The organism is Streptococcus sanguinis (assembly GCF_013343115.1).
In the GTDB taxonomy this organism is placed as follows: Bacteria; Bacillota; Bacilli; order Lactobacillales; family Streptococcaceae; genus Streptococcus; species Streptococcus sanguinis_H.
In genome coordinates this window covers 820,361-834,396 of record NZ_CP054570.1, presented here as the reverse complement: position 1 = coordinate 834,396, position 14,036 = coordinate 820,361, and the positions used below count along the sequence as shown (strand labels likewise).

Below are 14,036 nucleotides of genomic sequence, written 5' to 3'. Positions count from 1 at the left end.
ACTACTTCAAATACTTTCCATTTTGGATTGTGAAATTTAACCTTCCAACTTTTCTAACACCCTCTCTCTCGACTGATGTAACCACAATTTTTAAATCTGGATATTTTTTTGAAAATTGTAAAAAAATTCCTTCTTTAGCAGCCTCATTTGTGATGCCAGAAATGCACGAAGTACATACACCACTTGGATTAGATTGATGCATTTCTAATGTACCTTTTACTTTTTCAGGATCCATATGTTGTACTGCTTCTTCAAAATGTGAAAACCATCCAAAATTATTTGGATGGTTTTCTACTATTGTAATTTTTAAAATTACTCCACTTCAGAAATCTTTAAAAATGCTTGCTTAAAATCTTCATACATTTCAAAAGCGATTTTCATGACATCCCGAAAATCTACATAATCGGAAATAATGGGATCCATTATCTTATTTTCCGGTGAAGTTAGTAATCTTACAATTGTAAACAAATTAGTTCCTAGCAACACTTTTTGGTTTGAATCCTTTAAGTCCCAAATCAATTCAACCATTCCATATTCCAAAGAAAATTTAAAACCGAATTCATATTGACCATTTTTTTCCTTTTTTAACGAGAAAAAATACTCTTTCTTATTAAATTTTACTTCATAACCGAATGAATTGATTATTTCCATTAAAAAATCACCATCATAATAATCCAAAGCTTTCTCCTTAGGAGTCCTACCCCTACTAAATTTATTGGACAATGCTTCATATCTCTCTACAAAATTTATATCTCGCAAAGCTTGTTCAACTCTAGTATCTAATTTCATCTATTTATTCCTCGAAGGTAACTGGGAGAATTACTTCTGGTCTATTTGCTAAGTGTGGATATTATGAAGCACTATAAGTAAATCAACAGGGATGCTTCCTACAAGAAAGTAGCTTAAAAAGACAATAGTTAATAAATATAGTATAACAAAAAATCTCCGAAGATGTAAAAACCATCCAAAATATCTCAGATGGTTCAATACTCTTGAAACTTATTATTTGTTTAAAATGATAAATCTGTTTCAATATATGGCATTTTATTCCTCATCAGAAAACATAAGTTCATCTAGTTCTTCTGTGTCTCTTGCAATCCCCTCATAACTAGTAATAATATTATTCAATATTTCTAAAGTTATTTCACCAGTAACATCCTTTATTATCACTTTAGTTCCTAAATTATTTAATCGGTTTATTGCTTCTCTAATTTTCTTTAATTCATCTAGTTTCAAATCATTGGCTGACATTACTGGTTCGTGTTTTTCTATTCTAGACTTTATTTCGCTTAAAGAGAATGGGGTAACTTCCCTTAACACCTTATATGTCATTGTTTTATTTGTAATTTGTTTAATTATTATATCTACTGTTTCCATGACTATTCCTTCCTATATTAAAAATCATCAATAATATCAATTCGTTTACCTGGTAAACTTGTTTTCCAGTTTCCACCATGCCATCCGCGAAAATGCTCATTGAATGTTACAGGATAAATCACTTCACTTCTATTTGCTAAATGAGGATATTGAGAAGCACTATAAGTGTGATGACCTTGGAGTGTTTTTCCATCAAATTTCGCTCGCTTACCACTCAAAATATCTTTTATCTGATCTTCAGACCAATTCCGAGTCCCTTTTTCACCTCTTGATAAGCGTACTCTTTCATCTCTCCAAAAAGATTCAACTCCTTCATTTCTTCGCTGAGTAAATCTTTTATTCCAATCATACTGTTCATATTCTTCTCTTGTAATTGTTCGATCAGCAATCTTTTGTTTGAGTTCCTTCATTTTTTTAGGACTAAGCTGCTTTTGAGTAGTTGGATGAGGTACTAGATCTAACCCTTTTGTTCTCTCAGCAATAATGGTTTCAGGTGTTTTGGTTTCAATAGTATTCGAAAATACAGTTTTCGAACCGCTATTTCCTCCAACTCCCTCAAAGTCCTGAATCTGTTGTCTGCGCTTGACAGAAAACTGCTGGATCTTTTGAGATAGGTTTTCCATACTTTCAGAGAAGTTAGGTTTGACTCCAATGCCCGGTGCACCTCCTGCCAACTGAAGCTCAGGCGCAAGATTTCCTTGCATAGCCGCTAGATTCCTCTGGAAGTTTTGCTTTTGAGCTCCCCACGCTGCATTGAGATTATCAAGCTTTTCAGATACCTTCTCCGCTCCAGAAGCCAAGGCTCGATTTTTCGTATTATTCGCTTTCGTTTTGAAATCATCCCAACTCTGGCTAGCTTGGGCTCGGACATTTCCCGCCTTAGTCTTGACATCTGTCCAAGTATTGCTCAAGCGTTCCTGGATGCTACCTTTATAGGAAGTCGCCTTTCCGCTTCCCAGATTAACATCTGCTGCTTTACTAGCCCGATAAGCCTGAAAGCGCTGGCCAAGATGCCCCACTGTTCTACCGATTAGCTGACTGGTTGCTAGGTTAGTCAGGGCCATTTGCGGATCTTCAATAAAGTCATGGCCAAACTGGGCAACATCGTAGGCATTAGCTCCAAAACGGGCAACCTTATCCGCATTGAGCACACCTTGGGAGACTGTTCGCTCTGCAATACTGGCTCCCTTCAGGTAGGAACCAAGACCGCCCGATACAAGAGTAGTAACTGCCTCTGCACCGGCCCATATTCTCTGCTCATTCGTTAGGACATCGCCTGTAATGGTTTCTCCGGAGATAGCGCGATAAGCTGCTTCTCCACCTAGAAGTGTTGTCCCTAAAGCCAAAGCTACTGGAGCTAAAGTTCCACCAGATGCAAATGTTCCGACAACCAAGGCTGCTGTCCCAACGACCTTGACGCCTATATCCACCCAACCCAGCCACCATTCATTATCTTTTGACCAAGTAGATTTAAGACGTTTGTATTCACCTAGTTCTGTTGGGAAGAAGGTCTCCACTAGCTCTTTCTCAGACAGGTCTTTGATTTTATCATAGGTCTCCTTGTCTTCCGCTTCCAGCTTTGCAAGGTTTTCTTTGGCAACCTTGAGCTTATCCTGATATTTAGCTGCAGCAGATGAGATAGGGCTTTTATCGCTGTTCAAGATATCGGACAGGCTGTAATAGGCCTTACGCTTGCCCTTAACGGTCTGTATCCCATAACCTGTCTGATAAGATGTCTGATAGGTGTATGTTTCTTCATAGGTCAAGTGCTCAGACTTATATTTGTTCTTCCCTTCATTGATCTTATTCAGAGCCTCCATCGCATCTTCCAAACCACTTATGTACTTATTCTCAATGTTTTGAACAATCTCCCGATGCACCCGCTTCATCTCCTCCATTACATCCAAAACAGTGTGCTCGGAATCAACAAAGGTCTTCTCTGGCATGTCCTTGCCTAGGGTCGCACCTCCTTTGGCAATGTAAAGGTGGGACAGATCGTTACTCTTGACAATCTCAGCGGTCTCCGAAATATCCTTGAGCAAGTCCTTGACCTGACTGACATTATCCTCAAACCAACCAATCCGCTTCCCTTGTTCAAAGTCACTTTTATTTGTATAGTACTCTGTCATGAAGCACCTCCCTGAGAAGTCTGACCACTATAAAGTATGGCTTCCTCTGATTTAGGTCCCTTATAGTCTGGCGCTGCTTGATCTTTTTTCAAACCATCACGTGTCAACTCAAAAGCTTTCTGAGGATCCTGCTCTAAGGCTTGACGAGTTTCAGAATCTAGGTTTGGATCTACCAAGGCCGCATTGACAATATCCGCTGCTAAAAGTTTATCAGTATCGATAAAGCCACGGTAGGTTGCCTGTATATGGTGAAAAAGAAGCTCTGTTAGCGCCTGAAAAGTCTGCGCTTTTGCAGTGAAATGATTGAGAGGAAGTTCACCCAGACGAGATTGGAGAGATCCTTCTTTACATACAGCAGGAATTTTATCAATCAGACCTTGCAATTGAGTTGTTAGCTGGCTAGAGCTTGTTGCTAGTTCACGGGATGCTAAGAGTAATTCCTCCTGTTCTGTTAAGGAAATACTAATTTTTGGCATGGCTGTATCCTCACTTTCAACTGGTTGATGATTTCTTTCTTTAACTCGTCAGTACTGATAGAGCGGATTCTCTGCTCAAGAACATCATACTGATAGATAGCCGAAGGCGCATTCAGATAAAGATAATCTCTGGATTTATTTTGTCCTGAGTATGACGTAATTCTCAAAGCAGGCGCTTTACGATAGTAGATAATCAATCTCTCTTCAGAATAGGTTCTCCATTCCGCAGCTGCTGGGTTGGGATCTCGTTCTGGTATCTTCTCACTCAAGAAAAGATGCTCCTTTATAACCGTACCTAAAAATTGGAAGCTATGTATACGATCCAATCTATAGGCGTTTTTATCTACTTTTTCAATGACGATATGATACCAACGATTGGAGTCTACTAACTGAGCACAAAAATACTTATCATCTACTTCGCAGTGAGAATAAGCTTCTTGGTACTTTTGAAGATAGACAGCTTTGGCCATGCAGGCTGTTGTTGGCTCACTATTTCATCAATAAGCCCCATAGACTGGAGGTCAGAAAATCCCTTTTCCAGTATCTGCTTGAGCTGCACAGGCTTCTCCTCATCGGTAAGTTCTGGAAGAGGAAGTAGAAACAAATCCTCAGAGTAACCATTATAATTCAGCATATGCAGTGCATATAAAGATTCAAGTGTAAATATCATTTGCTTTCAATATCCTTCAGTACTTGTGCATCTTCAATGTGATAAAAGAGAGTCTCTAACCCATCAGTAGCCTCATGAAGCTTTCCAATTGCTTCTGAAAAATCTGATTGATACTGTTCAATGAAATCCTTAAGTCCCAAATACTGCTCCTTAGTCTCACCCGACCAGAGCGAATCCTTTTGTGCCAAGGTGTTAACCTGAGAAGGAATAGTTGTATTGATTAAATCATGGAGCGTCTTAAGCTGAGAGATGATATTCCTTAGTTCTCCATCATCATAACGAATTGTATCATGAGAAAATCTATCTTGAATGCTATTGATATTTGTATCCATTTAAAAGATGCCTCCTCCAAAAAAATCAAGCGGATTCTCATCCAAACCAAGTCTATTGAAGTGCTTCTTGCCTTTATTGTACTCTGTTTTAATACTTTCTAGCTGAGATTCTAAAGAGCTAATCTTGGCTACAACATCATTATAAAGGCTTATAAAGGACGAATTAGAATTCTGCACAAAGTCTACATAATCCTGTAGGACTTGCTTATGCTCTTTTAATTTGCTCGAAGCTGACTCCAAGTAAAAATAACCACTTTCACCATCAATGGTATTAACAATACTCTCAATATAGCTGATATAATCTTCCATATCTGAAGTAGAACGTTTGTAATCTAGCCGATGACTGGAAATACCATCACGTACTCTCCGGTAACGGTCTCGATCAGCTTTGACACTGTAATACTGACTTTTTAATTCTGCATCGCTTGCCATTTTACACCTCGCATTCTTTTGCTGCCTCTAGTTTACCATAATTATTATTCCTTTTACACTTTTAACATTTTTTTATACCAGATATATTGTTTTATTTTCTAATCACTTAATGATTAACAAATCCCATCTACTCCAAACCTATTTGTGGCTCCGCCACCTCTCGCAACTGTGCCTGTTCCTGCTCCTGAGTTTTCGGATTCAACTTCTCCCGCACTGCTTCTGCCACTGCTCGTGGAACGCCGACTTCGACGATTTGGTCGACACTGGCTTCTTTAATCTTGGTTAGAGATTTGAAATGCTTCATAAGATTTTGCTTGCGTTTTGGTCCCAAGCCTTCAATGCCATCTAGCTGCGATGAGAAGGAATTCTTCGAACGGAGCTGACGGTGGAAGGTAATAGCAAAGCGGTGAACCTCATCTTGGATACGCTGGAGTAGGAAAAATTCCTGCGAATTGCGGGATAATTCTACAACCTGCAGAGGGTCACCAAAGAGCAATTCATGGGTCTGGTGCTTATCATTTTTTTGCAGTCCAGCGATGGGAATATCCAATCCCAACTGCTCCTGAATCACTTCTTTAGCAATATTGACTTGGCCCTGTCCTCCGTCAATGACTATCAGATCAGGCGGAGTCAGTCCATCACGAATCACCCTACTATAGCGTCGCTTAATGACCTCACGCATACTGGCGTAGTCATCAGGTCCTACCACAGTCTTAATCTTATACTTGCGATAGTCCTTCTTACTTGGTTTACCATTGACAAAGACCACCATAGCCGATACAGGACTGGTTCCCATGATGTTGGAGTTATCAAAAGACTCAATGCGAACAGGTGTTGGAATGTTAAGAAGCTGCCCTAAATTTTCAATTGCACCTTGGGTCTTTTCAATAGATTTCTCCAAGAGGTCAAATTTCTGCTGAAGACTGACTCGAGCGTTTTTGATAGCGAGATTGACCAACTGCTTCTTCTCGCCTCGCTGGGGCTTAAGCACCTTGGTATCCACTATGGCTCGGACAGCTTCTTCGTCAATATCTGCTGGAATCAAAATTTCATTGGGCTTGAGGTGGGATTTTTCCTGATAGAACTGGCCGATATAGGTCAGAAAATCTTCGTCAGGATCATTGTAATAAGGAAAAAGGTTGACGTCACGCTCGATTAGCTTACCCTGGCGGACAAAGAAGACCTGTACGCACATCCAGCCCTTATCCACATAGTAGCCAAAGACATCGCGATTCTGCAAATCCTTGGCCATAACCCGCTGCTTGGTTCGCAGGGTGCCAATGGACTGAATCAAGTCGCGGTACTCCGCTGCCTTTTCAAACTCCATAGCTTGCGCTGCGCCAGCCATTTTTCCCCGTAAATCCTCAATAATCTGGTCATCCTGACCCTTGAGAAAGGCCGCAACCTCCTGAGCTAGCTCCTTGAAATACTGGCTGTCTACCTGGCAAATAGTGTGGGCCTTGCACTGCCCCAGATGGTAGTAAAAACAAACCTTTTCAGGCGGATTGGTACACTTACGAAAAGGAAAGAGCCGATCTAAGAGACGCTTGATTTCATTGGCCGCACCAACATCGGGGTAAGGACCAAAATAAAGTCCGCCGTCCTTTTTGACTTGGCGCGTGATGATTAGGCGCGGATAGGTTTCGTTGGTAATCTTGATAAATGGATAGGACTTATCGTCCTTGAGCATGATATTGTACTTGGGCTTGTTTTCCTTGATTAGGTTGATTTCCAGCAGCAAAGCCTCAATATTGGACTCGGTGACAATAAACTCAAAATCCTCAATCTCAGAAACCAGAGCCTCCGTCTTGGTATCATGGCTACCACGGAAATAAGAACGAACCCGATTGCGAAGATTCTTAGCTTTGCCGACATAGATAATGGTACCGTTTTTGTCTTTGTGAATGTAACAGCCTGGACTGGTCGGCAACAGTTCCAGCTTTGATTGGATTAGCTTGTTCATAGGTCTATTATAGCAGAAAAGGGGAGTATTCAACAGGTAGACACTAGATTATTAGAAAATCATAAGTTGAATTCCTTTCATAGATAATTCTGAACAACAACTTCTCTTCATCTCTTCATACAAGTACCAAAAATATATTGCGAATGAGACAAAATCCTCTCCATAATAAAGCGTTTTCTATGCAAAAATCAAGCAAGCGATTGCACAGCCATTTTAATAGGCTTTGATTAAATAAACAGAAATAAAATAGAAAAATTTTAGAAAAATTAATATATTTTTAAAAAAATTTCAAAAAAAGGCTTGACAAAAAATGCAAACGGTTGCATAATAGGATTGTAAATAAAAATTCCGGGAGGAAATAGGAATGAAAACATGGAAAAAAGTAGTATTGGGCAGTGTCAGCTTGCTGGCTGCAGGAACGCTGTTAGCAGCTTGTAGCTCGAATAGTAGCAAGGAGAGCTCTTCTTCTAAAGCCGATAGCAAGACCTTGAAACTTTGGGTACCAACCGGTGCTAAAGATTCTTACTCTGATACAGTTAGCAAGTTCGAGAAAGAATCAGGCTACAAGGTTGACGTAGTCGAAATGGAAGATCCAAACGCTCAGGAAAATCTGACAAAAGATGCTAGTACTGCTGCCGATGTTTTCTCTCTGCCACATGACCAACTTGGTAAATTAGTTGAAGCTGGAGCGATTCAAGAAGTTCCTTCTAATATGGCAGAAGAAATCAAGAAGAACGATACAGAACAAGCAGCTATTGGTGCTCAGTACAAAGGTAAAACTTATGCTTTCCCATTCGGTATCGAGTCACAAGTAACCTACTATAACAAGTCAAAACTTTCTGCTGACGATGTTAAGTCTTATGAAACCATCACTTCTAAAGCTAAATTCGGCGGAAACTTGAAAGAAGTTAATGCCTACGCTACTGCTCCACTCTTCCTTTCTGTTGGCGACACTCTCTTTGGTAAAGATGGTGAGCAAGTAGACGGAACAAACTGGGGTAACGAAGCTGGTGTGAACGTTCTGAAGTTCATCGCAGCTCAAAAGAATAACAGCGGTTTTGTAAACGTAGATGCTTCTAACCTTCTTGCTAAATTTGAAGATGGCTCAGTTGACGCTTTCCAATCAGGCCCATGGGACTACGCAGCTGCTGAAAAAGCTGTCGGCAAAGACAACCTTGGTATCTCTGTTTACCCAACAGTTAACATCGGTGGACAAGACGTTCAACAAAAAGCTTTCCTTGGTGTAAAACTTTACGCAGTTAACCAAACACCATCAAACGGCGACACTGACCGTATCGCAGCAAGTTACAAACTGGCTCAAGCACTTACTAGCAAAGAAAGCCAAGAAAACCAATTCAAGTTTGAAGGACGTCACATCATCCCTGCTAACAAAGAAGTACAAGAGTCTGAAGATGTGAAGAAAGATGCCTTGGCACAAGCTGTTATCACAATGGGATCTTCTGATACCTACACAACAGTTATGCCTAAACTTAGCCAAATGTCTGTCTTCTGGACTGAAAGTGCTGCAATCCTCAGCGATGCTTACAACGGTAAATTTGGTGAAGATCAATACCTCGCAAAATTACAACAGTTTGATAAAGATTTAGCAGCAGCTAAATAATCCTCAAACGAATAAAAATAAGCATTGAAGTGAGGAGGGCAGCCTCCTCACTTCTTTCTTTGTAAATATAAGGAGAATACTATGACTCAGTCATCCTATGACAATGCATCCATGGTTCAGGTCTTTAAAGAAGGAACCTGGGATGTCAAACTCTCTTTTCTGGTAATGGGACTGAGCAACCTTGTAAACAAACAATTTATCAAGGGGCTGCTCTTCCTCTTCTCAGAAATTGCTTTCCTGATTGCTTTTGCAGTCCAAATCATACCAGCTATTGGCGGCATGATTACATTGGGGACTCAAGAGCAGGGAGAAGCTATCAAAAAAGTTAACGGCTTGGAAATCACAGTTCAAGTAGCCGGTGACAACTCTATGCTGATGCTGATTTTTGGACTTGCTTCTCTTATCTTCTGTGCAGTCTTCGCCTACATCTACTGGTGTAACCTGAAAAGTGCTCGTCACTTGATGGCTCTCAAGCAGTCCGGTCAGAAGATTCCTAACTTCGTTGAGGACTTCAAGACGCTGGCTGACGGACGATTTCACATGGGCCTAATGAGCATCCCTCTTATCGGAGTACTGCTCTTTACCATCCTGCCTCTGATCTATATGATCTGTTTGGCCTTTACTAACTTTGACCATAACCATCCAGCTCCTAAATCACTCTTTGACTGGGTTGGCTTCTCTAGCTTCGGTGATGTTTTCTCAGGTCGCATGGCTAGCACCTTCTTCCCACTTTTAGGCTGGACCTTGATTTGGGCGGTTGCTGCGACAGCTACTACTTTCTTCTTCGGTATTGTTCTCGCTCTCTTACTCAATACCAAAGGCCTCAAGTACAAGAAAGTTTGGCGCACACTCTTCGTTATCACTATTGCTGTACCCCAATTCGTATCCCTGCTCTTGATGCGTAATTTCCTGAATGACAATGGACCTTTGAACGGATTATTGCAAAGCCTCCATCTCATTCAGCATCCAATTCCATTCTTGAGTGACCCTGTTTGGGCTAAGTTCTCAATCATCCTTGTCAATATGTGGATTGGTATTCCATTTACCATGCTGGTAGCGACTGGGATTATCATGAACCTACCTAGCGAGCAAATCGAAGCCGCTGAGATTGATGGAGCTAGCAAGCTTCAAATCTTCAAGAGCATTACTTTCCCTCAAATTCTCTTGATTATGGCGCCATCACTCATTCAGCAGTTTATCGGAAACATTAACAACTTCAACGTTATTTACTTCCTGACAGGCGGTGGACCTACTAACTCTTCCTACTATCAGGCAGGCTCAACTGACCTCTTGGTTACCTGGCTCTATAAACTGACTGTTTCTGCCAAGGACTACAATCTAGCATCTGTTATTGGTATCCTGATCTTTGCAATCTCTGCAACCTTCAGCCTCTTAGCCTATACTAGATCCGCATCATTCAAGGAAGGAACTGCTAAATAATGAAAAATAGAAAAAAACTCAGTTTATTAGGGATTTATGTCTTACTGGCTGTTCTAGCATTTATCTGGCTTACACCGATTATCTGGATTTTTCTGACCAGTTTCCGTGGTGAAGGCTCGAATGCAGTCCCTTACTTCTTCCCTAAGACTTATACTCTTGACAACTATATCAGACTGTTTAATAACAACACATATCCTTTTGTTCAGTGGTTTATGAATACCCTGATTGTTGCGACAGCGACCTGTATCCTGTCTACTTTGATTACCGTGGGTATGGCTTACTCACTCAGCCGTATCAAATTCAAGCATAAAAACCGTTTCCTCAAGCTGGCTCTGGTACTTAACATGTTCCCAGGTTTCATGTCTATGATTGCGGTTTACTACATCTTGAAAGCACTCAATTTGACGCAAACCCTGACTTCACTGATTCTGGTTTATTCAGCTGGGGCTGCATTAGGCTTCTATATAGCCAAAGGTTTCTTTGATACTATCCCATATTCTTTGGACGAATCCGCTATGATCGACGGAGCGACTCGCTTCCAAATCTTCCGGACTATTACATTGCCGCTGTCAAAACCGATTATCGTTTACACAGCGCTTATGGCTTTCATGGGACCTTGGGTCGACTTCATCTTCGCCTCTGTCATTCTAGGCGATGTCAAGGAAAAATACACAGTAGCTTTGGGACTTTTCCAAATGCTTAATAAGGACGCCATCAATAAATGGTTCTTACCTTTCACATCTGGAGCGATTATCATCGCTATCCCAATTACTCTTCTCTTCATCTTCATGCAGAAATACTATGTAGAAGGTGTTACAGGTGGAGCAGTCAAATAGAATCTATTATGTATATCAAAAACTTCCGACAATTTAAATCGGAAGTTTTTATCTTTCTTAGAAAATATGGAACTTAACTCCACATCCCTTTTATATGAGATTACTTATTAACTTGGACAAAAAATGAGTCTGGAAATTATTCCAGGCTCATTTTGTATTTCTTTAATTATAATCTTCGTCTCTACGACGGCGTTTGTTGGTTCCCAAAAAGGCAGCTGCACCAAGTGCCATACCAAAAATTGCAAGGCGTTCTGCTTCTGAACCAGTATTTGGCAGAATAGCAGGAACTGTTGGAGCCTTATCAGCAGTTGTAGCCACGCTAGCAAGTTGAGCTGCAGGATTTACAACAAAATCAGTGAATACGTCACTACCTGCCGCTTGAACAGCACCTGTAGTTGCTCCTTTGACTTCACGAGTGTTCGCATGAACTTCTGCAGTCTTAGCATCTGAATCTTTCTTAGATTCATCCTCTGCACCTGGACCAGCAGCTCCGCCTTTTACAGCAGTTAGAGTCTGTTTATCTTCACCTGAGCGATAGTTACTATTCAGAGCATTTCCATACAGGAGAGCTGCTTGATTCAAGATATTCAAGAGAGTTTCATAATTCGCTTGAAGACTGTTGTAGGATTCCTCAAGAACAGCTAAAGTTGCAGTCTCTTGATTTAAGATTGCTTGTTTAGCTTCATAATCAAGCTGCGCTTCTGCCAACTCCCGCTCTGCTTCTGCAAGTAACTGAGGAGCATTCTGAAGGTCAATAACTTTCTTTTTAGCTGCTGCTAATGTCTTTTGAGCAGCCATGAAGTCCTCTTGAGCAGTTGTCAAATTAGCTTTCGCAGCTTCTTGAGCCGACTGAAGTTCTGCCAACTTATCCTTAGCTGCTGCTAGAACTGCCTGAGCATTGCTCAAGTTAGTTTGGTAAGGAGCCAAGCTTGCTGCAATCTTAGCTGTAGCTCTATCGAGAGCTTCCTGCTTAAGGGCAACATTTTGCTTGGTCAAGGCTAGATTATTTTCAGCAGTTGCTACCTTCTGACGAGCTGCTTCAACTGCTGAAATCTGCGCTGCCACTGCCTTTTGAGCATCAGCTAATTGAGCATTGAGGATATTGATAGCTGATTCCTGACCGACTTTTTGAGCCTTGAGTTCAGCCAATTGATTCTTAAGTGCTGTAACATTAGCGTTAGAACCTGCAGAACGACCGCCACCAGCACGCAACAACTGCTCCATAGCCGCAACAGTCAATAGAGTACCGTTATTAACACGTTGGTCAAAGTTGCTAATGTGATGGAAACCAACTTCGGATGTACCATGAGGAGTGCCCCATTGGTTTGGATGTTTATCATAAGCCGCCGAGATAGCATTGGCTTTATTGTCCATCATCTGAACATAGTGGCCAATCTTAGCAAATACAGCCGCTCCAACTCTCATATAGATAGCATTAGCATCAATCTGAGTTTCATCTGTAGGCAGTCCATATTGCGCCGCAATCTTTTGATAGAGTTCTTTTTCACTGTGCCAGAAATTGACAGCCCCTTGCGGGTCAAAACTAATCGCCACATTCTCATTACCAATCAGCTTACCCATATGCCAGTTATTGCGCTCAAAGTAGATAGTCTGAATCTGGCTAGCCACATTCGCATACGGATCAACCAACAACTCTTGTAAGCCGGCATTACGACGGTAAGCATTAATCGCCTTAACCAACTCTAAAGCTTGCAGGTTATTTTCTAGATTAGCTGGACTGGTTGGGTCAGAATTAACTGAGATACCAAATTCATTTTGTCCGCGTTGGTAAACAGCAAGTGCATTGTTGGCAGCATCACGAATTTCTTGATTAGCCGCATTGTTACGAACATTTTCTAAAAATTGGGAATAAGTCGTATTGCGAAGGTCAACAGGAGCTGTTGCTGCTGCTTGCTCGGCAGCCGGAATCTGCCCTTCAAGAGACTTAATAGCTTGATTGGTTTGACCCAAAGATTCCTTTGCCTGATTGATTTTATTCTGGATTTCAGCCTGCACTTGTGGAGCAGAAGAAGCTGCTTGCTCTGCCTTTGTCAGTTCAGCCTTTGCATTGTCTAAAGCAGTCTGTGCTTGACTTTGCTGACTCTTAGCAGTTGCTACAGCTTGCTCTTCTGAGTTAAGTGGTGTTTTAGCTTGTTTCAATTCAGTCTCTGCAACATCTACAAGAGATTGACTCGCCTTAATAGTATTTGCTTGATCTTTAACAGCCTGTTCTGCCTTAGCAGCTTTAGCCGCTGCTTCTCGAACAGCAGTGTCTTTTGCACTAACCTCTTGCTCTGCTGTTTTTGCTTCTGTCTCCGCCTTAGCAACATTTTCTTCTGTTGCTTCTGCCTGTATTTCTTTAGCAGTCTCAACTGCGGCTTCAGCCACTTTCACGCTAGTTTTTGCATCTTCAGCTTCTGTTTTAGCAGTATCTACTATCGATCTTTGCTCATCGAGTTTAGCTTTGGCAGCTTCAGCATTTTCTTGGGCAACAGCTACATCTGCTGCTGTCACCGGTTTTCCAGTTACTTCAGTCGCTTGTGGAGCTGTTACAGTTGATTCAACCAACTCATCCGCGTGCACTTGATGGGTCAGTCCACCAGAAATAATAGTTGTAGCCGCGATACCAGTCGCTACAACAGACTTGCCTATTTTCTTTTCCATAATCAATCTCCTTTTTATAATCTCACATACTATAATTAACCTGGGTATAGCAGCCCGCATAGTAATATACTATCACAAAACGCTAGTATTAACTAG

The 14,036-nt window shown here is 41.2% G+C and carries 13 protein-coding genes; 3 read left to right on the top strand and 10 right to left on the bottom strand.

What is annotated here, in order from left to right:
- Position 1: 1 nt before the first annotated feature.
- From FOC72_RS04115 to uvrC, 9 genes are all read right to left on the bottom strand, one after another.
- Positions 2-235, bottom strand: a complete 234-nt coding sequence (locus FOC72_RS04115; protein ID WP_002895345.1) for a hypothetical protein — start codon at positions 233-235, stop codon at positions 2-4.
- Positions 236-312: 77 nt separating this feature from the next.
- Entirely contained in the window at positions 313-789 is a 477-nt protein-coding gene (locus tag FOC72_RS04110) for a hypothetical protein (RefSeq protein WP_002897455.1), read from the bottom strand.
- A gap of 255 nt (positions 790-1,044) precedes the next feature.
- Positions 1,045-1,377: a hypothetical protein gene (locus FOC72_RS04105; RefSeq protein WP_002895343.1), complete on the bottom strand. Its 333-nt coding sequence runs from the start codon at positions 1,375-1,377 to the stop codon at positions 1,045-1,047.
- A gap of 17 nt (positions 1,378-1,394) precedes the next feature.
- Positions 1,395-3,506, bottom strand: a complete 2,112-nt coding sequence (locus tag FOC72_RS04100; RefSeq protein WP_002895342.1) for a hypothetical protein — start codon at positions 3,504-3,506, stop codon at positions 1,395-1,397.
- Positions 3,503-3,982 carry a hypothetical protein gene (locus tag FOC72_RS04095; RefSeq protein ID WP_002895341.1) on the bottom strand — a complete coding sequence of 160 codons (480 nt, stop codon included), beginning with the start codon at positions 3,980-3,982 and terminating at the stop codon, positions 3,503-3,505. The genes FOC72_RS04100 and FOC72_RS04095 overlap by 4 nt, the downstream gene beginning before the upstream one ends.
- Positions 3,958-4,452, bottom strand: coding sequence for a hypothetical protein (locus FOC72_RS04090; RefSeq protein WP_002895340.1), 495 nt, complete (start codon positions 4,450-4,452; stop codon positions 3,958-3,960). Before FOC72_RS04090 ends, FOC72_RS04095 begins: the two co-directional genes overlap by 25 nt.
- Before the next feature lie 196 nt (positions 4,453-4,648).
- Entirely contained in the window at positions 4,649-4,984 is a 336-nt protein-coding gene (locus FOC72_RS04085; RefSeq protein ID WP_002895338.1) for a hypothetical protein, read from the bottom strand.
- Positions 4,985-5,416, bottom strand: a complete 432-nt coding sequence (locus FOC72_RS04080; RefSeq protein WP_002895337.1) for a hypothetical protein — start codon at positions 5,414-5,416, stop codon at positions 4,985-4,987.
- Positions 5,417-5,543: 127 nt separating this feature from the next.
- Positions 5,544-7,379, bottom strand: a complete 1,836-nt coding sequence (gene uvrC, locus FOC72_RS04075; protein ID WP_002895334.1) for an excinuclease ABC subunit UvrC — start codon at positions 7,377-7,379, stop codon at positions 5,544-5,546.
- Between the two features lie 364 nt (positions 7,380-7,743).
- On the opposite strand from uvrC, the gene FOC72_RS04070 reads away from it, so the two are divergent.
- From FOC72_RS04070 to FOC72_RS04060, 3 genes are all read left to right on the top strand, one after another.
- Positions 7,744-9,000 carry an extracellular solute-binding protein gene (locus FOC72_RS04070; RefSeq protein ID WP_002895331.1) on the top strand — a complete coding sequence of 419 codons (1,257 nt, stop codon included), beginning with the start codon at positions 7,744-7,746 and terminating at the stop codon, positions 8,998-9,000.
- A gap of 81 nt (positions 9,001-9,081) precedes the next feature.
- Positions 9,082-10,440 carry a carbohydrate ABC transporter permease gene (locus tag FOC72_RS04065; RefSeq protein WP_002895330.1) on the top strand — a complete coding sequence of 453 codons (1,359 nt, stop codon included), beginning with the start codon at positions 9,082-9,084 and terminating at the stop codon, positions 10,438-10,440.
- Positions 10,440-11,276, top strand: a complete 837-nt coding sequence (locus tag FOC72_RS04060) for a sugar ABC transporter permease (protein WP_002895328.1) — start codon at positions 10,440-10,442, stop codon at positions 11,274-11,276. The genes FOC72_RS04065 and FOC72_RS04060 overlap by 1 nt, the downstream gene beginning before the upstream one ends.
- Positions 11,277-11,438: 162 nt before the next feature.
- On the opposite strand, the gene FOC72_RS04055 is transcribed toward FOC72_RS04060, so the two are convergent.
- Positions 11,439-14,000: a CAP domain-containing protein gene (locus tag FOC72_RS04055; RefSeq protein WP_002895326.1), complete on the bottom strand. Its 2,562-nt coding sequence runs from the start codon at positions 13,998-14,000 to the stop codon at positions 11,439-11,441.
- Positions 14,001-14,036: the final 36 nt, after the last annotated feature.

Bases quoted from the DNA above. Each gene is read 5' to 3' on its own strand.
- FOC72_RS04115 (WP_002895345.1), bottom strand. From the start codon at position 235: ATGGATCCTGAAAAAGTAAAAGGTACATTAGAAATGCATCAATCTAAT.
- FOC72_RS04110 (WP_002897455.1), bottom strand. From the start codon at position 789: ATGAAATTAGATACTAGAGTTGAACAAGCTTTGCGAGATATAAATTTT.
- FOC72_RS04105 (WP_002895343.1), bottom strand. From the start codon at position 1,377: ATGGAAACAGTAGATATAATAATTAAACAAATTACAAATAAAACAATG.
- FOC72_RS04100 (WP_002895342.1), bottom strand. From the start codon at position 3,506: ATGACAGAGTACTATACAAATAAAAGTGACTTTGAACAAGGGAAGCGG.
- FOC72_RS04095 (WP_002895341.1), bottom strand. From the start codon at position 3,982: ATGCCAAAAATTAGTATTTCCTTAACAGAACAGGAGGAATTACTCTTA.
- FOC72_RS04090 (WP_002895340.1), bottom strand. From the start codon at position 4,452: ATGGCCAAAGCTGTCTATCTTCAAAAGTACCAAGAAGCTTATTCTCAC.
- FOC72_RS04085 (WP_002895338.1), bottom strand. From the start codon at position 4,984: ATGGATACAAATATCAATAGCATTCAAGATAGATTTTCTCATGATACA.
- FOC72_RS04080 (WP_002895337.1), bottom strand. From the start codon at position 5,416: ATGGCAAGCGATGCAGAATTAAAAAGTCAGTATTACAGTGTCAAAGCT.
- uvrC (WP_002895334.1), bottom strand. From the start codon at position 7,379: ATGAACAAGCTAATCCAATCAAAGCTGGAACTGTTGCCGACCAGTCCA.
- FOC72_RS04070 (WP_002895331.1), top strand. From the start codon at position 7,744: ATGAAAACATGGAAAAAAGTAGTATTGGGCAGTGTCAGCTTGCTGGCT.
- FOC72_RS04065 (WP_002895330.1), top strand. From the start codon at position 9,082: ATGACTCAGTCATCCTATGACAATGCATCCATGGTTCAGGTCTTTAAA.
- FOC72_RS04060 (WP_002895328.1), top strand. From the start codon at position 10,440: ATGAAAAATAGAAAAAAACTCAGTTTATTAGGGATTTATGTCTTACTG.
- FOC72_RS04055 (WP_002895326.1), bottom strand. From the start codon at position 14,000: ATGCGGGCTGCTATACCCAGGTTAATTATAGTATGTGAGATTATAAAA.